The following is a 24,466-nucleotide window of genomic DNA, read 5'->3' as shown; positions in this document are numbered from 1 at the left end:
TTTAATTACTGTTTTTTGAGACTGCTGTATATAGCATATTGCTCTTTAGTTAAAAACGTTTGCATATTACCATCTTTACGCTTGGCAAGTTTAGCAAGCTCTTCTTTTTTATCTGCAGCGCTAAGACCTCCAGCTCTAAGTCTATCTTCTGTAGATTTAAATGCTTTTATAGTTTTAGAAATATTTGCTACTTGTTCTGAGCTAAGATTGAGTTTCTGTGTAAGCATGTCAATCTCACTTACTTTTTCTTTATTTACAGTACTTACGCTAGGGCTTTGTGCTTGAACATTTGATATTCCAACAAAGACAAAGAGTACTAATGCGATAATTATTTTCATAATATTTATTTTTAAAATTATAAGCTCAATAGTTTTTCTATATTTTCTAGAGGTCGTCCAATAACGGCCTTTTTTCCGAGAACTACAATGGGACGCTCTATTAATTTAGGATGTTGAGACATAGCGGCTACAACATCCGTATCGCTAAGTTCTTTTCCTTTATAGTTTTCCTTCCAGATAGCTTCGCCTTTTCTTACGAGTTCCATAGGAGCTATATCAAGCATATCAATAAGAGACGTAAGCGCTGATTCAGAAAGAGGATTATCAAGATATTTTATTACCTCAAATTCTTTTCCGGACTCTTCTAGCAAAGCTAGACCTTGCCTACTCTTTGAACAGCGAGGATTGTGATATATTTTAATCATATGTAATAGTTATTTTTTTGTAGTGTTACGTGCACTCCTTTTGATCTAAGTTGGACCGCAAGTGTTTGTGCATCTGCAAAATGAATACCTGTTATTCCAGCCACTTCACAACCTTGGATATTTTTTAGACTATCATCTATAAATAAAGCTTGAGACGGTTCAATCTTATAACGATCCAGCATAAGATCATAGATATCTTTATAGGGTTTGCGAGTTCCCTCATCACCAGACACTAGAATTCCCTCAAACCATTGCAACCAAGGAAACTTTTTAAGCGCAATAGGGAATGTCTCACCACTCCAGTTAGTAAGTGCAAGCACTCTATAGTCGGGATTATCTATAAGCTGTTTTAGGATGTTGAGAGTTCCCTCATGAGTAAAACCTAGCATTTCCTCCCATCGGCCATAATACATTTTTATGAGCCTTTCATATTCTGGAAACATTGCTATGCGTTCTTGTGTAGCTTTTTCTAGAGAATAACCAGCGTCTTGGTTAACATTCCAGTCCCATGCGCAAACGTGATTGAGAAACCAATCCATCTTTGCTCGATCTCCTCTAAATTCTTTGAGATAAACGTATTCTGGACTCCAGTCTATGAGTACACCGCCTAGATCAAATATTATAGTATTTATATTTTGTTCTTTCACAGCGCTTTTTTTAGTCAATAATCGTGTGTGGGACGGTATCTAGATTCCAGTCTATCACTAATCCTCCTGCTAGTGAACGTGCTATTTCTGCACCATATAAGTGTTCTGTAAGGTAGAGTGCAGCCTCAAAACTTTTGGCACCACCAGCAGAGGTGATGTATTTCCCGTCGTGAACAAATAGGGTTTCTTTTCTAATATCAAGGGCTGGAAACTTAGCTCTCATTTTATCTATATCACTCGGGAAAGTAGTAGAAACTTTATCATCGAGAAGTCCTGCCTGTGCAAGCACAAAAGCACCATCACAATGAGAAGTCATAAAAAGAGCTTCTTTATCTACTTTCTGAACAAACGAAATCATCGCCTCATCATCTAGATCTATATCTAGGTGATGCTCTGCGCTAGGGATTACCAGAATGTCAATCTTAGGCATTTTCTCTTGTGTATAATCAAAATCGGGTAGGAGGTACATACCTTCAAATGTTCTAATAGGATCCAGTGTATTTGCAACTGTAAACACATTCATCGCTTTAATGCTATCTCTGTAAATCGTGTGCTGAAAAATATCAAACGGTGCAGTGAGTTCCGTATTAAAAGTGCCATCCATAATTAAGAAAGCTACGTTATACCTAGATGTATCTAATACAGGTTGTGCTTTCGCGAAAGCGTTATTTTCATTTGTAATATGCTCTTGTAATGAGTTTTGATCTTCCTTATTAATATTGCATGCTTGTACCAAAAGGGCACTTAAAATGATAATAATAATTCTCATAAATCTTATTTTGAAGTTAAAGATACAGGTTCTGGCGGTGTTTCATTTGCCAGCATGCGCTTAACAATATATAACAATAGCCAAGCGATAAGCGTGAGACCTATCAAAAATATCCACGTTGTTTGAAAACCAAATGCTTCTGTGATTTGCATACCACTATTGTGCCCAAAAATATGCGCTACTGAAAATGACATGCTGTACACGCCCATGTAAGCACCTTGTCTTCCTAACTTAGAGCGATCTAAAGCAAATTTATTACTAAATGGAAAAGAAATCATCTCCCCAAAGGTTGCGATAATCATCCCAATGACTATAATGCCTACCCATGTTTCCCATAGTAATAACACAAAACTAGCACCTGTCATGAGTAATCCCAAGATGGTGCTTTGTACGTTAGAGAGGTTTTTCTTTTCCATCCAGGCGATGAGTGGCATTTCAAACAATACAATCAAAATACCGTTAAGAGCAAGAATGAGTCCTATGGCATCCTCGCCAAGCTTATATTCATCCTTATAATATAATGGTACTGTCGAAAAGTATTGCACAAAGACAATCCCAAATAGCGCAAGCGCAACGAGAAACAGTACATAAGGCGCGTCAAGTAAAGGTTTTTTAGGGTTTTCAATCATGACCTCTTTATCAAGTTCCTTAGTCTTTTTAGGATTTAATACTTGAGTCATCAAGATTGCAGCAAAGAGACACGTCAAGCCGTCTACATAGAATAGTGCATCATATCCTGCGGTAGCAATGAGAATTCCTCCCACAGCTGGCCCTACAGAAAAACCTAGATTAATAGCGAGTCGTATTAGTGTAAGCGAGCGTGTTTTATTTTCTGGTTTTGAGTATGCACTAAGCGCTACAAAAAATGCAGGACGCCCCATATCTGCTAGTACCATGAGGATAAAAAATGAGAAACACATAACCCAGAAAGTCTCTACATGCATTACCCATAAAAAGTTTATTCCAGTAAAAATCAAACTTAAAAGGATGACTTTATAATAACCTATAACATCACATAATTTACCGCCTAGCCATGCTCCTGCAAAAGACCCAAGACCATAAGATGTCATGATCCATGCAACATCAGGCAGGCTAAAATGGAGATCTTTATTTAAATAAATAGAAAGAAAAGGAATCACCATCGCACCCGCTCTGTTTATCAATGTGATGAGCGATAGCCACCAGATTTCTCTAGATAGCCCCTTAAAAGTATTTGTATAGTTGCGTAGTAGTGTTTTCATAAATGATAGATTAGATGGTCAAGACCTACGCTAGACCATAAAAGTAAAGAGTCCAGCGTGGTGGCCGGACTCTTTTGTATTGTTACTCTCTATAATCATATAGTGACAACATATCAAGTCCGGCGCAGCGTTGCACACGAGATGAATGTATATGTTGTGATTAATATCATACTATGTGTAAAGTTATAAAAATAATTGAGTTGAGTACGCTTTCGCGAAAACGTGCCGTTTATACAATCTCTCCTCTTGATTTCAATTCTTTTTTGATAGCCTTTCTTATAATAAACTGCAATGGAACAGTACCCAAGCAAGAAATGCCAACTACTAGTGTACCTATAAAAGAATTTGAGTCTTCTCTTGTAGTAATCCCGTAAATCGAGATACCAATGAGAAATGATATCACGATAAGCAAGGCAACTATAATTACTGTAATCAAGTTAAGATTAGACCGAAGTTGGGCAGAGGTTTTATTAGAAAGGTCTATTTTCATATTGATTGTGAATATGATTTAAAAACAAATTATAAGTTACGATTACATCTCGCTACCAAAGAAGATAGCGTTCATTAATAATTTATTAGTACCATACCAGAACGCTCTAAAGTTTGTATTATCTGTAAATAAAATAACCTCTCCACGTCCACTACTTTGGTGTACAAATGGTCTTGTTTCTGGAATTGCTTTTAGGTTAATTTTTGAAATATAACCAGCTTGTAAAGGAGTCTTAGTATACTGGATAGGGTTTTTATAACTGGTAGAGTCGGCTTTAACAAAAATAGTGGTGTTTCTAAATAAGGAAACCTTATCTCCTGTATATCCAAAGTTAATAGGGTGAGATCTATCTTGCTTTGCTTCAAAGATTGCTCCTCCTATTACTTGCGCACCGCTAAAATCTCTGCGCTGCTCAAAGCTCACATTCTTAGTAGGATTTTTAGTTTCCTCAAAGGAAATATTCAGCATTTTGTTCCCCTTGAACCAGTTGGCTACATTTTTATATCCTATAAGTGTACCACCATCGCGTACCCATTGTTTAAGATCTTCTGTAGTCCCTTTATCTATAGCGCTTCCCCATAGATTAGGTAGAATGATATCTGTGTATTGAGATAAGTCTGTGCGTCCTAAACTCTTAGTGTCAAGTTTTGTGATACGCATATTATAACGTGTATCAAATAGATGCCAGATTTCTCCTGCATCGTACGGGTTAATGCCTTCTCCTACAATAATGGCAACTTTTGCAGGCTTGAGCGCTCTAAATTGATTACTACCTAGATCTATTCCTTGTGTAAGTCCGGTGCTTACAGCTTTGATGGTTACATGAGCGTCTTGAGCTACTTCATTTATAAAGGCATTTAACTCTTGCGGATTCAATGATTGATTTTGCACAGGAATCATAATAGTCCCATAGTCATAAGTAGCACCTTCTAGGGTGAATTGCTCCATGCCAACTTTTGCTCTTATTCCTTTATTTAAGATACTGTTAAGTGCCTTAGGAGTATAGTAGTCATGCCATTCCATTAAGTATGCATAGGTACTTGAAGCTACGGCAGGCGTTGGTTTCATTGATAGTTCTTGAATCTCATTTCCAGCATTATTTAAAGATGCGTTTTCTGAGAAGTCTACACCAAAAGCTAGTGGGAAAGACCATGCACTAATATCATAAAACAAACTGTCTTGAAATGTAGTTCGTTTTTCAAACATTGCTTTTATAAGGCGGCTTTGTCTCTGGTTTTTTGGAACCATATAGCTCATTCCTTTTTTGAAGTTGCTATTCCCTTCTGTAAAGTCTTTGGCAACTTCATGTACTTTAATTTTATGACGTTTTAGTATTTCGGCGAGGTGATAAGAGCTACTTGCATCTTTTTCACTCCCAAAAACGTAGGCACCATTCGCTTTTTCGCCTCGAGCGTTATTAAAGAAATCGCGCTGATAGTCTAATAATTTTGAACGCATTCCTTGCGCTGCTTCTAATGTGGATAAGATAGCAGTAAACTGATTGCGTATAGTGAATTTAAATTCTAGTAATCCATTTTCTGTTTCTTGAGCGTGGCCGCGGCTACTTCCTTGTTCAAAAAGAATCCCAATACCTCCATTAATATCTGGAAATGTAGATCCTTTTCCATAGTAAAAGTCATCAAAGCTTTCTTCTGTGTAGTAGAAGCTACCTATTTTATCTAGTGCTGCTGCGTGGTAATTACCTATTTGCTTTGTGAGCTCTTGGTTTAAGGCAGGCGTAAGTGGGTGTGTACGTGATTGTATTCCTGGCTGGAAGAAAAAACTACTGTTAGATCCCATCTCGTGGTGATCTGTAAGAATATTAGGATACCAGTTATGGAAGGTATTGATGCGAGCACGGGATTCTGGAAGTTGTACAGGAAGCCAGTCGCGGTTCATGTCAAACCAGTAGTGGTTAGTACGTCCACCAGGCCATACCTCATTATATTCACGATCTTGTGGATCAGGATTGATGTTTATACTCTTATTAGTATTTGCCCAGTATGCAAATCGTTGTAAACCGTCTGGATTAAATGAGGGATCAAAAAGGATGACCGTGTTCTTAAGTAAGTCATCGATTTTTGGATCTTGTGCAGCGGCAAGATAGTAGGCAGCTACAAGTCCAGCGTTTGCCCCAGAAGGTTCATTACCATGTATAGAAAGTCCTTGATATACTACGATAGGCATATCACTAGTATTTAAAGATCTGCTTCCGTTTTCTGTAAGTTTTACATGCTCTGCGCGTATTGCTTCTAGGTTGTTGTGATTGCTAGGAGAAGTTATTGTAAGTAAAAGAATAGGGCGACCCTCAAAAGTTTTACCTCTGTTTTCTATTGTAATTCTATCACTAGCAGCTGCGAGTGTACGCATGTACTCAGAAAGTTTATCATGACTTACGTGCCACTCTCCAGGCGTATAGCCTATAATGCTTTCTGGTGTAGGAATAGATTGATCATAAGTTACATCTTTAGGAAGATAGTAATCCATATCTACACTGCCAGTTTGAGCAAGTGTGTTAAGGCAACTTAATAGTAGGGTAGTAAGTGTAAGTAATAAACGCATTCTTTTGGTCGATTTAAAGTTGTTACGCTTTAAAAGTAAACAAAAGAAATCGTGCTCGCACGTGAGAAGTGTAAACTCAAATAATAACTACTAGTAAATGAAAATTAATATTACTTGCGTTCCATTTTATCAAGATACCCACAAGCTGCTCCTATAATACCTGCATGATTTTTGGTTTTGGCGGCGACAATAGGGATATCTGTAGTAAGATATTTTTCAAATTCCTCCATGTGTTTGCTTATGCCACCACCTATGATGTAGTGGTTAGGAGTACAAATCAACTCTACATTTTTTAAGAAAAAATTAAAACGCTCTGCCCATTCTTTGTAAGTCAAGTCTTCTGCTTTGCGTACAGAGTTTGCTGCATATTGTTCAATAGGCTTTTTCTTGTATGGTAAACGACCTAATTCAAAATTAGGGATGAGCTGGCCATTATAAAACAAGCCAGAACCAATTCCAGTTCCTACTGTAATCACAGCAACAAGACCTTTTAAATCCTTTCCTGCGCCATATCTTACTTCTGCAAGGCCGGCTGCATCTGCATCATTTATGGCAGAGCATGGGAGTCCTGTTTTTTCGGTGAAAAGTTCGTCTATTTGAACACCTTGCCAGCTTTTATGCATATTGCCGTAAGCCATTGCCTTACCATCTACCACTACTGTAGGAAAACCTACACCTATGGGGCCAGTCCAATTAAAATGTTCTACAAGTTCTTGTACGCACTGTGCAATAGCCTTGGGTTTTGCGGGACGTGGTGTATCTATTCTAAAACGTTCTCCTAGATATTCTTGAGTTTCAAGATCTACGGGAACTCCTTTAATTCCGGTTCCGCCTATGTCTATGCCTAGTATTTGCATGTAGTGATGGTTTGCTTTGGGAAGTGAAAGATAGGAATTTTGAATAAAACTTAAAGAATGATCTTAATCACGCTTTCGCGAAAGCGTAACCATCCTAATTACAACTTTTTAAAGTACTTCGGTTTTTTTATTAGAAATCTCTTTGCCATATTCATGCTTATAAATCTTAACGATAAGTAGAAAAATACTAACTACAATAGGTCCAAAAATCAAACCGATAAAACCGAAAAGAGGCACACCTACAATCACACCAATAATTGTTACTAACGGATGCACATCTGCAAGTCGTTGCTGTATCACTAGTCTAAATAAATTATCTGTAGATCCCACAACGATAATTCCGTACAACGCAAGGACTATAGATTGCCAAACATCACCAGCCGCATATAAGATTATACATACTGGAATTACACCTAAGGCGGTCCCGACAAATGGAATCATAGAGCCAACGGTTACTATGGCAAACCAGAAAAAAGGATCTTCTACACCTAAAATTAAGAAACCTATGAGCGCTACAGCCCCTTGTAAGAGCGCTACTAGCGGTATCCCGATTGCATTAGACTTCACAAGATCTACACTATCTTTTCCTATTAACTTTAAGTTTTTATCACTAAGCGGGATATACTCTAATAGGGATTCTCTAAATGTTCTTCTATTAGTGAGCATATAGTAAAGCATGAAGTACATGATTCCTATAGCGATAAAGATGTTAAACGTACTTCCTACGAGGCCTTGAAGATTATTACTAACCCATTCTGTAATGGAGCTTGTATCTATTGAACTAGCGAGATCCATGCCAAATCTAGCCTCTAAAGATGATAATTCCGTTTTTACGATATCTATAACTTTTCCGCTGTTTTCTACAGCCTTACTTATTTTAGAAGTAAGCATAAGTACAAGTCCAGCGATAGGGAGAAGGATTACAAGAAAAGAAGCCGTCATTAACAATCCGGCTGCGACACCTGGATTCCACTTACGTTTTTTTACAAGATAACCTTGCCATTTGCGCATTAGTACAAATAGCGTGATTGCTCCCAATACTCCTGAGAGATAGGTTGCCATTTCTTTAAAAATAAGCCATCCTAATAGTATGATTAGGAAAATAACAAAGGCTTGTCTAAGTAATCCAGGTTTTATTGATTGCATATATTATGTTGCAAAGATTTGAGAATCATCTTTAAAGGCTTTAAATTCTAAAGCATTGCCGCAAGGGTCATAAAAAAACATTGTTGATTGCTCTCCTACAAGTCCTTCAAAGCGTGTATAAGGAGCTATTACAAAAGTGACGTGGGGTGTAATTTCCTCAGCAAATTTTTGAAATTGATTCCATTCTAAAATCACTCCAAAATGAGGAACAGGCACAGCTTTACCATCCACCTCATTGTGAACTTCATCAACTATTGATTTTTCTTTATAATGAATCACTAGCTGGTGCCCAAAAAAATTAAAATCTACCCAATGATCGCTACTGCGGCCTTCAGGTAGATTTAAAATATCTCTATAAAAAACTCTTGCTTTCTCTACGTCATCTACGGGAATAGCAAGATGGAATGGTCGTACTGTCATATTGGATGTTTTGAAGTACTAATTTACACCATTTTTTGCTTTGTTTATTTTTCAGATGCAATTGCATCTGTATCTTTTCTATGTTTAAGTAATGAGATGCCTGCAAAGAAAAATACTACACCAAGTATTGTAAATGCCCACGGGCTCATCCCTGTGCTCAAACTTCCAAAAATTCCCATAACACCAAGTACTAACATAATGGCACCTGCAATTAACGCTATTACTCCTATAATCTTGATCATAACTTATTCGATTTATTATTTAAAAGTCAAAAGTAATTGAATGATGGAGTGATGATTTACTAGTTAACATCACATTATCAAAGTTTTAATAGGAGTTTGTGAATGTGAGCTACATTTTGGCAATCTTTAGGAAAAGCAGTTTTCATTTTGTGGGGTAGTAGCGGCACTTTTATTTAAATTTGCAACCTTAATTACTAATCTTTTAGACGTTCCGCGTGATTACAAAACGAATTATCCCTTGTCTTGATATTAAAAATGGTAGAACTGTAAAAGGAACTAACTTTGTAAACTTGCGTGATGCTGGAGATCCAGTAGAGCTTGCAAAGCTCTACTCTAATACTGGTGCAGATGAGCTTGTTTTTCTAGATATATCTGCAACAGAAGAACGTCGTAAGACCCTTGCAGACCTAGTATTGCGAGTAGCATCACAAGTAAATATTCCATTTACAGTGGGAGGAGGAATCTCATCTGTAGAAGATGTAGATATCTTATTACAAAATGGAGCAGATAAAGTTTCTATTAATTCTAGTGCCGTAAAAAGACCAGAATTAATAAATGAATTAGTAGCAAAATTTGGTTCTCAGTGTATCGTAGTAGCTATAGATGCAAAGTTTATAGATGGCGAGTGGATAGTACATTTAGTAGGTGGTAAAGTACCTACAGAGCTAAATCTTTTTGATTGGGCAAAAGAGGTAGAAGTTCGTGGAGCAGGAGAAATCTTATTTACCTCAATGGATAATGATGGTACAAAAGACGGATTTGCAAATGAAGCACTAGCAAGACTTTCTGAAAGTTTAAATATACCGATTATCGCCAGTGGTGGTGCGGGAAACATGCAACACTTTGCAGATACTTTTATAGAAGGTAAGGCAGACGCAGCACTAGCGGCAAGTGTATTTCACTTTAAAGAAATAGAAATAACAGATTTAAAACAAGAGTTAACTTCGCAAGGAATAGCGATGAGATTATAACACTCGTTCATAAAAAAAAGTAATGAAAATAGATTTTAAAAAATACGAGAATGGTCTCGTACCAGCAATCATTCAAGATTCAAGAACTAAGAATGTCTTGATGCTAGGTTTTATGAATAATGAGGCTTATGAGAAGACGATTGCTACAAATAAAGTAACATTCTTTAGTCGCTCTAAGCAACGTCTATGGACAAAGGGAGAGGAGACTAAGAATTACTTATTGCTAGATAACATCAAGAACGATTGTGATAATGATGCACTGCTTATCCAGGTAACACCACAAGGACCTACGTGTCACAAAGGAACAGATACTTGCTGGGGAGAGCGCAATAAAAGTAACTTCAGTTTCTTAACTCAACTAGAAGAAATTATAGAAGATCGTTGGAATAATAGGGAAAATGCAGATTCATATGTTGCCTCCTTATTTAATAGCGGTATCAATAAGGTAGCCCAAAAAGTAGGAGAAGAAGCAGTAGAGGTTGTAATAGAAGCAAAGGATGATAATGATCACTTATTCTTAAATGAAAGTGCAGATCTTCTTTTTCACATCATGGTACTATTACAAGCAAAAGGTTTCCATTTACGTGACGTAGAGAAAACTCTTATCTCCAGGCATAAATAAAAAATCAATGGAGAAGTAGCAATAATACTACTTCTCCAGTTGACCAGCTATCACACTTAATTAGTTGTCATTTGCTATAATTTCTAAGGTTTGAGTAATCCAATTCTTGTCAAAACTTAATTTAATTTCTGGTTGTACACCTACATATTCATAATTGATAAATTTATGAAAATTCATATCTGTAGGGTATATTGCAAATTGACCCGATGGTGTTTCAATTAGATTTCCATAATTTGAACCATAAGCAAGAGCTCCGTAAGTTCTCTGTCCTAAATGTTTTGCATTTTTTAATCCTTTCAATTTGAGAGTAAATTGCTCACCATTACTTCCACACCAGAAGTTTGTAATGACATAAACATTCATTTTGTTCTTTTTAAATATTTTATAAAATGGATCTGAATATTTAGAATTACCTCCTGAATTATCACGTAGATCTACGATAATATTTTTTGCAGTAAACTTATCTTTTGTTTCTTCATAAAATTTCTTGTAAGCACTTACTTTTTCTTCGTTATTAGAAAAAGCACCCATATATACATACTGCGTGTCTGGCGTAAGTTGTTTAAATTCCCAGTCAGCTTGGTCTTGCTTTACCTCAGAAATCATATTTGTTGCTTCTTTTTTAAGATGCCATAGTCGTCCATTAGAATGTAATAAACCTCTCACATATCTTAACTTACCGCCTGGAATATCGCTTGTAAGTACATCATACATATTTTCGCCATTTGGAGTAATTCTGTAAGCGATTTGTCCAGGAATCCAGCCTTTATTACTAGAGGTAAGTACAACTCCTTCATAAGCATCACCTTTCTTAATAAGGCCTACGGTCATAGAATCTTTTCTCTCATAAATGCCTTCTAGACTTTCAAAAGACTTCTCAGATAATGTTGCTATAAGCTCTTCAATACTTGTACTGGTCTTAGGATGATTCTTAAATAGTTCGCTTTCGCGAAAACGGTTCAAAGCTACATTCTCATCTACCATTTCGGAGGTGATTACAGGCTTCATATGGCGTATGTGAGCATGTTTGTCCTTTACAACAGATAGTAGCGTGTTGAGCTTAGAAAAGCAATCTGTCACATTCATTTGTTCAGTTACTTCTCGCTCTAATTTTTTTAAGGTGGTTGTGTATTCTGAGAGTTTATCTCCTTTCATTTGTTTCTTAAATGAAGTCATTTCTTTTATTTGTTCATTAATAAAAGAGAGTTCCTCTACGCAGTTGCACGTTTGAGTAGATTGCGCTTTCGCGAAAGCGGAAAAAAGAAAAAAAACGGCTATTGAAAGTGTGATAAGTGTTTTCATAATAGATGATTTTAAAGATTAATTCTAAAAACTTGATGAGACAAATCTAGAATTACAAAATCAACAAACTCAATAAATACAGTGCTTTGGGGTGAGATGTCCTTAGTTTGTGGTAAAATCTAAGGCTTCTTTTGTGCTAAGTGTAAAAGTTTTAGACACGGGTATAAAGATTTCATGCGAGAGAACGAGGCCTAACTTACCAACTTCTGTTTTGTAGGATAAAAAATGCGAAGGATTTATTAAATAAGAGCGATGCGTTCTCATCATACTAGGCAGTGATTTTTCTAGGTGAGATAATCGAGCTCTAATTAATTGTTTTCTATAGGAGCCATTGTCTTGAAAATGAATTTCTACATAATTATCTGACGCTTCTAATGCTATTAAATCTGATAAGAATAACCTGATTCCTTCATAATTACCATCACCTTTTATTTCTATTTTTTGCTCTTCAATCTGCTTTTGTTTATACTTCCCAAATCCAAAACGCCCTATGAGAACTATAGGGAAAATAGTAAGAATTGCTGGAAGAAAAATAGAAGTTAGATAGTAGTAAAGAGAGTATGGGTTAGGTTCGTCACGTACTACTACGTACATGTAAAAACTACGCATTACGACAAATGACCAAATAACAAACACAAGAAAAAAGCTAATCTCGTTAATAAGTAACCATTGGTTTTTAGTTTTTTTAAATAACCAATATTGAAATGGTAGTATGGTAACATAGCAAAGTCCGCCCAGAAGACCGTAAAGTGATAAGATAAATAGACGTTCACTATCATGTAGCTGAGAAACATCAAGTGGCTCCGTAAAATATAGAAATGTAAAAATCCACAAAGCCATGCCTAAGGCTATAATAAGGTGATGTTTTACGGAAGGATCGAAAGGGTGTTTTTTCAATACGATTATTTTAATTTCAAATTATAAAAATTCACTTCTCTAGTAACTATAATTTATACTGAAAGTTAATCGCCATAAATTGCCTACGAAGAATTTCTTAAACTTAAGAATTAGGAGTTTTACCACCAAACTACAAAGCATTTTTCTAGCACATTATTATCCTTTTTGATCCATAATAGCGGTGCTCTCTTGTTGATATGCTTATCAGCTATGAGTTTAAGTACATTTTTGTGGTTTATATAATCTCTCTCTAGATGGGGCTCGTGAAGCCACTCATTTTTGAGTGTAATATAGAAGGAGTGTGGCTTAAAATCACTGCTGTCGAAATTTTCCATACGTATCCAATATCCAACGATGCACTGCCCGTCAAGTGGCTCAATAATAGTTGATAACTGGCCATAAGGTTTAAAAACCTGCGCTAGAAAATAGGTTTGTTGCTCTAATTCCTCAGGATTAATATTAAATGCCGAGAGGGTTGCACGTCCTTCTGGAGTAAAAACAAGAGGTAACTGTTTATCTCTCGTTTTTTCCATTTTGGTAAAAAAACTGTCTTTTCTATTGGGTCCTATAAGTCTATGTATAGGATCTTTAATCGTGTCATCCAGAATGTAGAATTTGTAGGTAAGTTCAATGTGGATTTTCTTGTTTTCGCGAAAGCGGTCTTCAACTATAAAATCTAATTCTCCAATAGTGTTCTTACCTCTCAAAATCTGAATATTGTGTGCCAGCACCGCGTATCGCTCTGTATGGTCTAAGAGTTGTTTGAATATAAATTCAATTTGATGGCCTAATCTAAGTTTAGAAGGAATAGGCTGCGCAATGAACGTTGAAAGATTAATGCTAGGCATTTCAAACTGGGAAAGGCCAAATGCTGATTGCGACCAAAGTGATGGCGTAGCTAAAAATCCATTGATATGCTTCATATGTTAAAAATACTCATTATGAATCCATAACAAACAAAAAGAGCTACCGCATTAATTGTGATAGCTCTTTAAGTGATTTGCGTGGAGACTTACTTGAGCCATCCTTTTGATGCGCTATAATGACTCCACCAGTATTCAAAAAGTGCAAGTACAATAATGACGAGTGGAAATATGAGTCCTTCTCCCACACCAAAAAGTTCCATAGCGCCTGCAAAACCTATATTATATACTGTATGTATAATTACAGCTATAAGAGATATAGCATATACTTGAACAGCTTTTGTTTTTCTAGTAATCAATAATATAGCTGCAATGAGACCGCCTATTGTTGAAATACCGTATAATATTTTTGACCATATAGGTGTTGCATTTATAGCAGCCATTTGTTCCTCATTATAAGTGCCAGCGAGTGCATCGGTAAAGAAGTTGTCTACTATAAAAGCACTTGCTCCCATAAAATTCCATAGAAGCAATACAAATGCTACTACCCAAAATAGCGTAGAAGGTTTTTGTGAAGTTGTCATAGAGATTGGTTTTTGATTAGTTGTGTTTTAATTTACAATTATTTTTTAATTATCAAACTTTAATTGGTGTAAGGCAATTACTTTTGAAGAATGTTTGATAAGCGCTTTTATTACCTTCTTAAAATTCAATATCTAGGATTTCGTTATCATGGCTGGCAGAAACAGCCAGATGTTCTCACTGTAGAACGTATGATGGAACGTACTTTTTCATATGTATTAGATCGTAAAAATTTTAAACTGCTCGCTTCTGGAAGAACAGATGCAAAGGTTTCGGCAAATGTGGCTTATGTTGAGTTATTTTTAAATAATAGTCCGCTCCCTGAAGAGGGATTTCTCAAGCTTCTTAATGATAATTTACCTCAAGATATAAGATGCCTTGAGATAACTCAAGTAGATAAGAAATTTAATGTGATGGATGCTCCTATAGCTAAGGAGTATGTGTATCTATTTTCTTATGGAGAAAAAAATCATCCATTTGCTGCTCCATACATGATTAATATTGCTGGATCACTTGATATTGAGTTGATGAAGGAGGCTGCGCGATTATTTGAAGGAGAACATGATTTTAGGTCTTATGCTTATAAGCCCAACCCAGAGACAAAGACTATAGGTAATATATCTTCTTCTCTTATAGAGCCAAACGAACTATACACAGCAAATTTTTTTCCCAAGGAAAGTTTTGCCTTTCGCGTAAGCGGTAAAGGTTTTAAGAGGCATCAAATAAGGTTAATGATGGGGATGCTGTTTGATATAGGCGAGGGTAAGGTAGACTTAGATTTTTTCAAGAAAACATTAGACGCTAGCAATGATATTAAACTGTCTAGAATTGCTCAAGCCAGCGGACTACTTCTTCAAAATGTCCAGATTTAACAATCTTAACAAATAAATCATTGCATTAATAAAGGTTTAACCCAAAGTTCAGTATTGTTATATTCTCTTTAACGGCTACAGCTTTAGTGTCCTAGTATCTTTGTATTATAATTAATTGTATAACCAAAAGATAGAAAGATTATGAATAAGAGAATAGCAATATTAGCAACAGACGGATTTGAAGAGAGTGAGTTAAAATCACCTATGGAGGCTATGAAAGCTGAAGGATTCACTGTAGATATAATAAGTGAAAAAGCTGGGACTATAAAAGGATGGGCAGATGGAAATTGGTCTAATTCTTATGATGTAACAGATATATTAGATAATGTAAGTGCAAAAGATTATAATGCACTAATGTTACCAGGAGGAGTTATTAATCCTGATAAATTAAGACGTAATGATGATGCGCTCATCTTCATTAGAGACTTCTTTAAGCAAAGTAAGCCAGTAGCAGCTATATGCCACGCGCCACAATTATTAATTGAGGCAGATGTGGTAAAAGGAAGAACAATGACTTCATTTAGTAGTATTAAAACTGACTTAGAAAACGCGGGAGCCCTATGGGTAGATAAAGAAGTTGTAGTTGATGAAGCTTTAGTAACAAGTAGAAATCCAGATGATTTACCAGCATTTAACGCAAAGTTGATTGAGGAAATTAAAGAGGGAAAGCATGATTTACAACATGCATAATTACTTGTCACATCAATAATTTTAAAAACCATCACACTCATGTGATGGTTTTTTAATGCCTTTACCTTAGATAATGTATACCTTACCTAAGGTAAAGGATTGCTACTCTAATGCTAGATAACTAATTTAGCAACTCAGCAAAAACAAAATATGACTACTTCGATACCTCAGTCTACTTTATCATTTCTGGAATCTCTACGTGAGAATAATACACGTGAGTGGATGGCAGAGCACAAGAAAGATTACCAAGCTAGTGAGAAAGACTTAAAGCAAGTTTATGCATCTATAGTAGATGGACTTAATGAAACTGACGAAATTGAAAAACTCAAGGTATTTCGTATAAATAGGGATGTTAGATTTAGTAATGACAAAACTCCATATAACGTACATCGTTCTGCAAGTTTTAGTAGAGTAGGAGCACATCGCCGAGGTGGATATTATTTGAGAATTCAGCCCGGTAATAAATCTGCAATTGCAGGCGGGTTTTTCAATCCAGAACCAGCAGATTTAAAACGTATACGTACAGAATTTCAAATGGATGCTAGTGAGATACGTGAGATTCTTTCTGATACCACTTTCGCGAAAGCGTTCGGAGGTTCCTTTGATGCATGGAATCCAGTCAAGACAGCACCTAGGGGCTTTGACGTAAATGACCCGAATATTGATCTCATAAGACTCAAAAACTTTGTAGTTAGGAAGAATTTCACAGATAAAGAAATCACATCTCCAGACTTCACAAAAATTGCCTTGAGTCACTTTAGATTATTGAGACCCTTTTTTGATTATATGAGTGATGTATTGACTACAGACCTCAATGGTGAATCATTACTCTAGTTCTCTTTCTGCTTGTTTTTATTTTTGACCCTTTTTCTGTTTACGAAGTAAACAATAATCAAAAGGACTGGTAGTACTATAAATATTAATAGCTCTATAGGTGATGAAGGATCTATAGGGCTATTATTTTGCGGTTTAGGTACTTCTGTTGGTATTTGCATAATTATATGGTATGTACTGTTTCTATAGGTTTATCAAAGAGTTGAACTTGACTTATGAGGCGTTCCCTTATTAAGTTGGCGATACGTTTATTGTACGCCGAGGAATCTATATTATATAGCAGATACTCATCTACAGTAAAGTGGCCTACAATCATACCTCTCACGCTATTACGAAATTTCATATCCTTATTTACTGCATTCTCGATATATAATAATCGTTTTTCTAAGCTCAGATTATGAAAGACATTCTTTCTCTTTATGATATATGATTTAAATACCTCAATAAGAAGCGGGTTTTGCAGCTTAACTATAGGTCTAAGAGTAGTATTTTGAAAACGCTCTTCATCACTCATCTGGTCATGTATTTTTGCCTTAGGTACTTCTGGTCTAATTCTTTTAATATCGTTTGGTCTATCATTCATAACACTTTGTTTTTATTTAAAGTTAAGCAATGATTAGGCGCTTAGCAATTGATATACCATAACTTCTCAATAGTTTATTAACGAGCAAAGCCCCCGATAAATCGGAGGCTCTGCAATTAACACTTAAAATAATCTTACGACTAGTTAAGTTTAAAAGTAACTCTACGTACTAATTGACGTGCAGGAGCAGAAGCTTTATCTACAGAAGCATCTTCACCATTTCCAGTAACAGAAAGACGGTCAGCAGATATACCTGCAGCAACCATAATATCTTTTACCATTTGAGCTCTCTTCTCAGAAAGACGTTGGTTTGAAGAAGCATTTCCAATTTCGTCAGCATATCCTACTAATTGAGCAGAAGCACCTGAGTTTTCAGTCATATATTTAATAAGGTAGTTAATAGACTCTAAACTGTAAGTTTCAGGCTTAGTGCTATTAAACTGGAAATATACGTTTACGTATCCATCCTCGATTAGTTTCTTGATTACGTCGTCTCCAGAAGAGATTGATGGAGCGTTAACTTCACCTTTCTTAGCGTAACGTGCATCTAAAGAAGATTCTAATTCGTCAGGAACTCCGTTTCCATTTTTGTCTACAGCGATACCTTTAGTATCTACAGCAACACCAGAAACAGTATTAGGCTCACGATCTAAATAGTCAGCAACGCCATCTTGGTCAGTATCAATAAGATCAGTCTCTACTTTAGAAAGACGATCTTGTAAGTCTGCGATTTGCTCTTGAGCTACATTTTCTCTAGAGTAAAAATCTGCATGTTTTTCAGCTTTACCTAAGTATATGTTTATACCTGCAGTTGCATTTACATAAAAACCATCAAATCCTTTAGTTCCTCCAGCTTGAGCACCGTTAAAAGTTAAGTCTTGACGTACATTACCTACAGCAGTAAGATCTGCAACAAGTGCGATTCTGTTTGAAAGTTTAATTTGTGGAGTAACACCAACCATAAAACTTAACATTTGATCTGCATCACCGAAATCTCTTTCAACAGCAGGAGCGTCAGTTGTAAGGGCAGAATATCCCATACCTCCATGTACAAGTACATTGAAAGTATCTGTCCACTCTCTAAAACCAAGAATATTACCAGCGTTTACAACACCTTCTAAAGAGAAGTTGTAAAGTGCAGTGTCAAATTCGCGGCTCTCATCATCATTTTTGAAGCTGTTGTAAGCAACACCTCCTTTAAGTCCAAATTTTTCGTTGAACATGTATCTCGCTCCACCAGTTACAGTGTAAAGAGAAGGCGTGTTAGAGAAAGATCCAGAAGATAATGGTCTTACAGGTTTGTTTACACCACCAGTAAGCTCTACAGACCACTTATTAAAGTCGTTTGTAGGAGTATCAAGTGTTTCTTGTGCATTTGATGCTAATTGCATTCCGACAAGGGCAACTATAGCAAGTGAAATTTTTTTCATAATAAAGTATTTGTTTTGAAATATTCAAGGTGCAAAAATACCAATATTTACATCTTAGTCAAGATATTTGGTATTTATTAACGGCTTATTGTCAAAAGCTTAACACAAAGGTCTTCTTGATAGATTAGTAATAAAATTTCATATATTTTTTTTCATTTTTACGAGTAAAACTCTTAAATAACAGCTATGTTAAAATTTTATTTAAGTAATTGTTAATTATTATTAAATAGACAAGGTATATTTAGTTGAACAAATATTTTTAAAAAAAAATAAAATGAAAAAAGCAAATACTGATTTTGAAATACTTCCAATATTAGCAAGTAGATGGAGCCCAAGGGTTTTTACTAATGACGTTATTAAAGAGGAAGAGCTAAGAACTATGTTTGAGGCGGGTAGATGGGCAGCTAGCTCTAATAATTTGCAACCTTGGTTAATTATATGGGGCATTAAAGGAACTTCTGCTTTTGATAGAATTTTTGACTGTCTTGATGAGTTTAATCAATCTTGGGCAAAGAATGCTCAAGCACTTTTTTTAGGTGGCTATAAAAAAACTAATGATGACGGCAAGGAAAGTTTTCATGCCTTACACGATTTAGGGTTATTTATGGGTAACGTTTCAGCACAAGCACAACATATGGATATTGCACTACACCAAATGGCTGGGCTAGATTATAAAAAAGCAATGTCAGAATTTAATGTACCAGATAATTATCACATTGCCACTGGTATTGCTGTTGGATATTATGGGGGAGATATTGAAAAGCTTCCTGAAGATTTACAAGAAGAGGAAACAAAAACTCGCTCTAGAAAAAATCAAAATTCGTTCACTTTTAACGGAGACTTTAATGAAAATATTTTCAAAGGAGAATAATTTAAACTTTACTACAAGAAATGAAAAGAGCCACATATTATAATATGTGGCTCTTTTCATTTCTTGTATAAACAATTAATCTACTTGATGTTCATTATCAGTGTTAGATGAAATTTCAGGACTATCACCTACGTTGTGTTTTTCAAGCCCAGCAGAATCTACGTCTATAAATTTCATTGCCTGCGACGGAGAGGTTATTTGCTTTGCCCGCTTGCCTTGTATCAAAATAGGGTTTTGAATAGCATTTGGGTTATTCTGTATAAACTTAATCCAGTGATCATCACTCATTGTTGCATCTTTAACAAAGTCGTCAACATCTGGGTGATCTTTAGATACTAATTCATCTATACTCGCACCTAGTAAATCTGCCACTTCGGTCCACTGCGTACCTGTAAGTCCCGCATCCGATATATTAATCAGATTTAGTTTTGCATCACTACTTTTTGCATAACCAAGTGTTTGTTTTCCAATACTCGATTCTGAAGAATAGATTACTATTAATTCATTATTATCTGTTGCTAGTGTCATATCGGTTGGCATGGTGATTTAGATTAATGGTGAGACTGCATTTTTTCCTTCTTTTTTCTAAGTTGGCGATCAACCTCATTTATAGCTTCTTTTAGTGAAGGATAAAAATCGTCAGAGCTATGTTCTGCAAATAATCTTGGACCAGGCATACTTATTTGTACCCCTGCTATTTTTCCTGTTTGATCACTTGAGGTATTTTCTACTTTAAAAAATACATCTGCTCTATGTGCAAATTGATACTTATCGCTCAATTTTTTTAATTCCGCTTTCGCGAAAGCTTCTAATTCTGCACTTGCAGTTACATCGTGGTATTCAAATATTACTTCCATAGAATTTATTTTTAATTAAGATAGTTATTATTTGTCAGCTAGCTGACGAAGGCTAAGTGGAAATTCTTTCACACCGCCATAAAGTTTAATTTCTTGTATATCTGCTGGCATATAATATCCAGCATCTTCTAAAGCTTCTTTTACATTACGGACTACATTTCCTTTTGTAATCAAAGCTTGTTTTCTAAAATCTTTAGTATCTACCCAAAAATAGACTTTCAGATTTACTGTACTTGTTGCAAGTTCATCTTCAATAACAAAGTTCTCATGGATATTGTCATTAATTACATTTGGTTCTTGTTGCAATGCTTTGAGTACTGTTTCCTTCGCTCCTTCTATATTGTCCTCGTATGCTATACCAATGATAAAATCCCATCTAAAGAAGCCATCCTCTGTATAATTTGTAACAGGTTCAGTGAGTACATCACTATTAGGTATGTAGACGTCTTTACCATCAAAGGTTTTTAACTTCGTGTATCTGAGATCTAAAGTTTTGACTTTGCCAAAATTAGACCCTATTTCAACAGTATCATCTACATCAAAGGGTCTGTTGAACGCTAGTATAATCCCTGCAATAAAATTTTCACCAATATCTTTAAATGCAAACCCTAAAACTACTGCACTCGCTCCAGCTGCTGTCAATATTCCTGCAGCAATACCGCCTAAGCCTGCAGCTCGTAATGCGAGCATTATAGCTATGATAATAAAGGTATATCTAATAGCAGTGCCTAAAAACTTACTCATTAATGGATCTTCTGTTCTGGCAGAAATTCTTCTTCTAGCAAATCTGCCTATCCACCCAGCTATTAAAATTCCCAAGACAACAATAAGAATACCCATTGCTATTTGTGGTAGCTGATCGATAAAATTGCTTACAGAGTTTTGAAATGCTTCTGTAATAGACGTTTTTGTATTTTGTAAAGACATAATTCTGATTGGTTCATTAAAAATACTGCTCCTACCTGCATTTATTCTTAAAACCTTATCAATTCACATTTTGTTAAGACCTTTTAGAACAAGCGCGTTAAAATGCTCTTAACCTTTCTCATTTACCACTAGGCACGTATTAACTTTATAAAAAAATGACTTATGAATATAGTATCTACAAATCCGTACAACGGAACAGAAGTAGCCAAAATAAAAGCACTCAACTTAGAAGAGATAGAAGATAAAATTGAAAATGCACAACAAACGTTTCTTTCTTGGCGCAATACCACTTTTGCAGAGCGCTCACAACACCTTAATAATGTAGCCAAAGAATTAAGAGATAATGCAAGAGAGTACGCAGAAACAATGACTAAGGAAATGGGTAAGCCCATCACACAAGCCATTGCCGAAGTAGAAAAATGCGCTTGGGTGTGTGAATATTACGCAGAAAATGCTCCATCACAACTAGCACCTAAGGAGATAAAAACAGATGCTTCAAAAAGTTATGTGCGATATGAACCTATAGGAGTTGTACTTGCGGTAATGCCATGGAATTACCCATTCTGGCAAGTATTTAGATTCATTGCTCCAGCCCTTATGGCAGGTAATATAGGAGTGTTGAAGCATGCAAGTAATGTTATGCAAAGTGCAGAAAATATTCAAAAAGTCTTTGAACGTGCAGGACTTCCTAAGGGATGTTTTCAAAACATGGCGGTAGGAAGTGAGCGCATTGAAAATATCGTTCGAGATTCTCGTATTAAGGCAATAACACTTACAGGTAGTAAGCCAGCAGGAGCAGCCGTAGCAAGCACGGCAGCAAGCGAGATTAAAAAATCTGTGCTTGAGTTAGGAGGTAGTAATGCTCTAGTAGTTTTTGATGATTGTAATTTTGAGGAAACGGTACAAACGTGTGTGCAAGCGCGCTTTCAAAATACAGGGCAGAGTTGTATCGCTGGAAAGAGACTTATAATTCATGAAAGTATTCAAGACAAGTTTTTAGAAGCTTTCGCGAAAGCGGTAACAGAATTAAAATCTGGTGACCCTATGGATGAAGATACGTACATAGGAGTGATGGCACGTGAAGATCTCGCCGAAGAGCTAGAAGATCAACTCAATAAATCCATTGCCGAAGGAGCAAAAATATTAATAGGAGGGCATAGACAGAAGGCTTATTTTGAGCCAACAATTGTCACGGGAGTAACACCAGAGATGACAATATTTAAAGAAGAAACCTTTGGGCCTGTAATAGGAGTAACAACGTTTAAAACTGACGAGGAGGCATTAAATCTCGTAAATCAATCTGATTTTGGCTTAGGAGTATCCATTTTTACAGAGAGTGAAGAACGTATGGAAACATTGATTCCGCAGTTTGAAGATGGAGCTGTATTTGTAAATGATATGGTAAAAAGTAATCCTAACCTTCCTTTTGGAGGAACAAAAATTTCAGGATACGGCCGCGAACTCTCCATAGACGGTATTCAAGAGTTTGTAAATAAAAAGACGGTTTATATTAAATAGTAGTTCGCTTTCGCGAAAGCGCATTTAAAAAAAAGCCGATTCATAATCTTATGAATCGGCTTTTTTGTGTATGCTATAAATAACGCGGTTTGTATTAAAAGTCATATCTCGATGTCTCCTTCTCAATTCCATCAGTAACCTTATCTTAGCTACACAAAATAGAGTTTATGAAATTTGGCGTAGTAGAGCAACCTGAGTTAATTGATTTTACATTACCTCCTGACCATCCAGATACAAGAAGTGTGATTGAGCATGCTTTCGCGCAAGCAGAAAACAAAGAATTACAAGTCTACGTAGGTTGCGCAAAGTGGAATAAAGCAGAGCTTAAAGGCTTTTATCCTAGAGGCACGAAAGATGAGCTTGGTTATTACGCAAGCCAGTTTAATAGTATAGAACTTAATGCTACGTTTTATAGGTTATTTCCGAAGGAGCAGTTCCAGAAGTGGTTTGATAAGGTTCCAGAGGGTTTTAAATTCTTTCCTAAAATCACAAATATGATAAGCCATCGCAAGCGGCTTATAGATTCACAAGATTTTATTCCAGAATATGTAGAACACGCAACAATCCTTAAGGAGAAGCTTGGTACTGTGTTTTTACAAATGCATAACAACTTCCAGCCTAAAGATTTTGACAGGGTAGATAATTTTGTAAATCACTGGCCAGAAGATTTGCCTATTGCTTTAGAGTTTCGTCATACAGATTGGTTTAACAATCCAGAAGTGGCAGAGCGTCTTTATCTTTTACTTGAAGAACACAATATGGCAAATGTGCTCGTAGATACTGCGGGGCGTCGCGATATTATGCACATGCGTCTTACTAATGGAGAGGCTTTTATACGATATGTAGGAGCAAATCATCCTAGCGATTATGCTCGGCTAGACGCTTGGGTGGACCGGTTAACGTATTGGGTGAGTCTAGGATTGCGTAAAGTTCACTTTTTTATTCATCAAAATGTCGAGGTCGAGTCTACCTTACTATCTGCGTATTTTATAGAGAAGCTCAATCCAGCATTAGGAATCAATCTGCACATTCCTCATAGCGCAAGCGGTGGAGTCAATACCTTATTTTAATGAAGAATGTATACATAGTCATGGGGGTTTCCGGTTGCGGAAAAAGTACGATAGGTAAGATGTTATCAGAGCGATTAAAGATTCCTTTTTATGATGCAGATGATTTTCATCCTCAAACTAATATTGATAAAATGGCATCTGGCACACCATTGCAAGATGAAGATAGATGGCCGTGGCTTGATAGTCTAGCGCTAGAGATACAGCAGTGGTCAGGTGATAAGGGTTCGGTGCTTGCCTGCTCTGCACTTAAGGAGGTTTATAGGAAGCGCCTATTTTCTGAATCCGCTTTCGCGAAAGCAAAACAAAACTTTATCTATCTTGATGCAAATTTTGAAGCACTGAGTAAACGGCTAGCTTCAAGAAAGAATCATTTTTTTGATCCTTCGTTATTACAGTCTCAGTTTGATACTCTAGAAGTACCACAATATGGTATTCATGTAGAAGCTACTTTAGCAAAAGAATACATCATTAGAAGAATACAACAAATTATAGAACAATAG

General features: G+C 36.0%; 29 protein-coding genes. 9 read left to right on the top strand and 20 right to left on the bottom strand.

Translation table 11 applies throughout. From position 1 onward, the window contains the following. Nucleotides 1-5: 5 nt before the first annotated feature. The 11 genes from JM84_RS10920 to JM84_RS10870 form a co-directional block, all read right to left on the bottom strand. On the bottom strand, nt 6-338 hold the full coding sequence (locus JM84_RS10920; protein WP_013751943.1) for a hypothetical protein: 333 nt from the start codon (nt 336-338) through the stop codon (nt 6-8). A 17-nt stretch (nt 339-355) separates the two neighbouring features. Continuing rightward, on the bottom strand, nt 356-703 hold the full coding sequence (gene arsC, locus JM84_RS10915; RefSeq protein ID WP_013751944.1) for an arsenate reductase (glutaredoxin): 348 nt from the start codon (nt 701-703) through the stop codon (nt 356-358). Continuing rightward, nucleotides 700-1,350 carry an HAD family hydrolase gene (locus JM84_RS10910; RefSeq protein ID WP_013751945.1) on the bottom strand — a complete coding sequence of 217 codons (651 nt, stop codon included), beginning with the start codon at nt 1,348-1,350 and terminating at the stop codon, nt 700-702. Before JM84_RS10910 ends, arsC begins: the two co-directional genes overlap by 4 nt. Nucleotides 1,351-1,360: 10 nt before the next feature. Continuing rightward, nucleotides 1,361-2,119: a DJ-1/PfpI family protein gene (locus JM84_RS10905; RefSeq protein WP_144784246.1), complete on the bottom strand. Its 759-nt coding sequence runs from the start codon at nt 2,117-2,119 to the stop codon at nt 1,361-1,363. A gap of 5 nt (nt 2,120-2,124) precedes the next feature. After that, nucleotides 2,125-3,360: an MDR family MFS transporter gene (locus tag JM84_RS10900; RefSeq protein ID WP_144784244.1), complete on the bottom strand. Its 1,236-nt coding sequence runs from the start codon at nt 3,358-3,360 to the stop codon at nt 2,125-2,127. Nucleotides 3,361-3,589: 229 nt separating this feature from the next. Next, a complete protein-coding gene (locus tag JM84_RS10895) occupies nt 3,590-3,850 on the bottom strand; it encodes a hypothetical protein (RefSeq protein ID WP_144784242.1) in 261 nt (86 codons plus the stop codon). 42 nt (nt 3,851-3,892) lie between these two features. Next, complete coding sequence (locus JM84_RS10890) at nt 3,893-6,412, bottom strand: M14 family zinc carboxypeptidase (RefSeq protein ID WP_186439119.1); 2,520 nt, start codon at nt 6,410-6,412, stop codon at nt 3,893-3,895. A 110-nt stretch (nt 6,413-6,522) separates the two neighbouring features. Continuing rightward, nucleotides 6,523-7,269 carry a polyphosphate--glucose phosphotransferase gene (gene ppgK, locus JM84_RS10885; protein WP_144784240.1) on the bottom strand — a complete coding sequence of 249 codons (747 nt, stop codon included), beginning with the start codon at nt 7,267-7,269 and terminating at the stop codon, nt 6,523-6,525. Between the two features lie 108 nt (nt 7,270-7,377). Further along, nucleotides 7,378-8,415, bottom strand: coding sequence for an AI-2E family transporter (locus JM84_RS10880; protein WP_144784238.1), 1,038 nt, complete (start codon nt 8,413-8,415; stop codon nt 7,378-7,380). A 3-nt stretch (nt 8,416-8,418) separates the two neighbouring features. Then, nucleotides 8,419-8,835: a VOC family protein gene (locus JM84_RS10875; RefSeq protein ID WP_144784236.1), complete on the bottom strand. Its 417-nt coding sequence runs from the start codon at nt 8,833-8,835 to the stop codon at nt 8,419-8,421. A 44-nt stretch (nt 8,836-8,879) separates the two neighbouring features. Further along, complete coding sequence (locus JM84_RS10870) at nt 8,880-9,077, bottom strand: hypothetical protein (RefSeq protein ID WP_144784234.1); 198 nt, start codon at nt 9,075-9,077, stop codon at nt 8,880-8,882. Between the two features lie 215 nt (nt 9,078-9,292). On the opposite strand from JM84_RS10870, the gene hisF reads away from it, so the two are divergent. Together hisF and hisIE are read left to right on the top strand one after the other, a co-directional pair. After that, nucleotides 9,293-10,048 (top strand): imidazole glycerol phosphate synthase subunit HisF, encoded by a 756-nt coding sequence (hisF, locus tag JM84_RS10865; protein WP_013751954.1) that lies wholly within the window; start codon nt 9,293-9,295, stop codon nt 10,046-10,048. A 22-nt stretch (nt 10,049-10,070) separates the two neighbouring features. After that, entirely contained in the window at nt 10,071-10,670 is a 600-nt protein-coding gene (gene hisIE, locus JM84_RS10860) for a bifunctional phosphoribosyl-AMP cyclohydrolase/phosphoribosyl-ATP diphosphatase HisIE (RefSeq protein WP_144784232.1), read from the top strand. A gap of 60 nt (nt 10,671-10,730) precedes the next feature. On the opposite strand, the gene JM84_RS10855 is transcribed toward hisIE, so the two are convergent. The 4 genes from JM84_RS10855 to JM84_RS10840 form a co-directional block, all read right to left on the bottom strand. Continuing rightward, nucleotides 10,731-11,972 (bottom strand): S41 family peptidase, encoded by a 1,242-nt coding sequence (locus tag JM84_RS10855; protein ID WP_144784231.1) that lies wholly within the window; start codon nt 11,970-11,972, stop codon nt 10,731-10,733. A gap of 102 nt (nt 11,973-12,074) precedes the next feature. Beyond that, nucleotides 12,075-12,869, bottom strand: a complete 795-nt coding sequence (locus JM84_RS10850; protein ID WP_144784229.1) for a LytTR family DNA-binding domain-containing protein — start codon at nt 12,867-12,869, stop codon at nt 12,075-12,077. Nucleotides 12,870-12,988: 119 nt separating this feature from the next. Continuing rightward, a complete protein-coding gene (locus JM84_RS10845; RefSeq protein WP_013751958.1) occupies nt 12,989-13,792 on the bottom strand; it encodes a DUF1853 family protein in 804 nt (267 codons plus the stop codon). 89 nt (nt 13,793-13,881) lie between these two features. Continuing rightward, nucleotides 13,882-14,316: a hypothetical protein gene (locus tag JM84_RS10840; RefSeq protein ID WP_144784227.1), complete on the bottom strand. Its 435-nt coding sequence runs from the start codon at nt 14,314-14,316 to the stop codon at nt 13,882-13,884. A 90-nt stretch (nt 14,317-14,406) separates the two neighbouring features. Between JM84_RS10840 and JM84_RS10835 the strand changes: the two genes are divergently transcribed. The 3 genes from JM84_RS10835 to JM84_RS10825 all read left to right on the top strand — a co-directional run bounded on the left by JM84_RS10835 (nt 14,407) and on the right by JM84_RS10825 (nt 16,710). Then, entirely contained in the window at nt 14,407-15,186 is a 780-nt protein-coding gene (locus JM84_RS10835; protein ID WP_144784225.1) for a tRNA pseudouridine synthase A, read from the top strand. Between the two features lie 141 nt (nt 15,187-15,327). Next, complete coding sequence (locus JM84_RS10830; RefSeq protein WP_144784223.1) at nt 15,328-15,876, top strand: type 1 glutamine amidotransferase domain-containing protein; 549 nt, start codon at nt 15,328-15,330, stop codon at nt 15,874-15,876. A 150-nt stretch (nt 15,877-16,026) separates the two neighbouring features. Then, entirely contained in the window at nt 16,027-16,710 is a 684-nt protein-coding gene (locus JM84_RS10825) for a DUF2461 domain-containing protein (protein ID WP_144784221.1), read from the top strand. A 163-nt stretch (nt 16,711-16,873) separates the two neighbouring features. On the opposite strand, the gene JM84_RS10820 is transcribed toward JM84_RS10825, so the two are convergent. Then, entirely contained in the window at nt 16,874-17,293 is a 420-nt protein-coding gene (locus tag JM84_RS10820; protein ID WP_013751963.1) for a hypothetical protein, read from the bottom strand. 140 nt (nt 17,294-17,433) lie between these two features. Further along, nucleotides 17,434-18,723, bottom strand: a complete 1,290-nt coding sequence (locus JM84_RS10815) for an OmpA family protein (RefSeq protein ID WP_013751964.1) — start codon at nt 18,721-18,723, stop codon at nt 17,434-17,436. A 274-nt stretch (nt 18,724-18,997) separates the two neighbouring features. Here JM84_RS10815 and JM84_RS10810 point away from each other — a divergent pair, with 274 nt between their 5' ends. Then, the gene (locus tag JM84_RS10810) at nt 18,998-19,594 is read left to right on the top strand and encodes a nitroreductase family protein (RefSeq protein ID WP_144784219.1); all 597 of its coding nucleotides are present in this window, start codon (nt 18,998-19,000) and stop codon (nt 19,592-19,594) included. Nucleotides 19,595-19,669: 75 nt separating this feature from the next. Here JM84_RS10810 and JM84_RS10805 read toward each other — a convergent pair whose 3' ends face one another. The 3 genes from JM84_RS10805 to JM84_RS10795 are packed head-to-tail and all read right to left on the bottom strand — an operon-like array spanning nt 19,670 to nt 21,378. Then, a complete protein-coding gene (locus JM84_RS10805; RefSeq protein ID WP_186439118.1) occupies nt 19,670-20,122 on the bottom strand; it encodes an arsenate reductase family protein in 453 nt (150 codons plus the stop codon). 23 nt (nt 20,123-20,145) lie between these two features. Further along, nucleotides 20,146-20,451 (bottom strand): ribosome hibernation-promoting factor, HPF/YfiA family, encoded by a 306-nt coding sequence (hpf, locus tag JM84_RS10800; RefSeq protein ID WP_013751967.1) that lies wholly within the window; start codon nt 20,449-20,451, stop codon nt 20,146-20,148. Nucleotides 20,452-20,478: 27 nt separating this feature from the next. Further along, on the bottom strand, nt 20,479-21,378 hold the full coding sequence (locus tag JM84_RS10795; protein WP_013751968.1) for a mechanosensitive ion channel family protein: 900 nt from the start codon (nt 21,376-21,378) through the stop codon (nt 20,479-20,481). Between the two features lie 162 nt (nt 21,379-21,540). Between JM84_RS10795 and JM84_RS10790 the strand changes: the two genes are divergently transcribed. The 3 genes from JM84_RS10790 (at nt 21,541) to JM84_RS10780 (ending at nt 24,466) form a co-directional block, all read left to right on the top strand. Further along, nucleotides 21,541-22,896, top strand: a complete 1,356-nt coding sequence (locus tag JM84_RS10790) for an NAD-dependent succinate-semialdehyde dehydrogenase (protein ID WP_144784217.1) — start codon at nt 21,541-21,543, stop codon at nt 22,894-22,896. Between the two features lie 167 nt (nt 22,897-23,063). Further along, entirely contained in the window at nt 23,064-23,966 is a 903-nt protein-coding gene (locus JM84_RS10785; RefSeq protein ID WP_144784215.1) for a DUF72 domain-containing protein, read from the top strand. After that, a complete protein-coding gene (locus JM84_RS10780) occupies nt 23,966-24,466 on the top strand; it encodes a gluconokinase (RefSeq protein WP_144784213.1) in 501 nt (166 codons plus the stop codon). Before JM84_RS10785 ends, JM84_RS10780 begins: the two co-directional genes overlap by 1 nt.

Origin of the sequence: Dokdonia sp. Hel_I_63, from assembly GCF_007827285.1 — a bacterium.
Lineage (GTDB): Bacteria > Bacteroidota > Bacteroidia > Flavobacteriales > Flavobacteriaceae > Dokdonia.
This window is presented reverse-complemented; position numbering and strand designations above follow the sequence as displayed.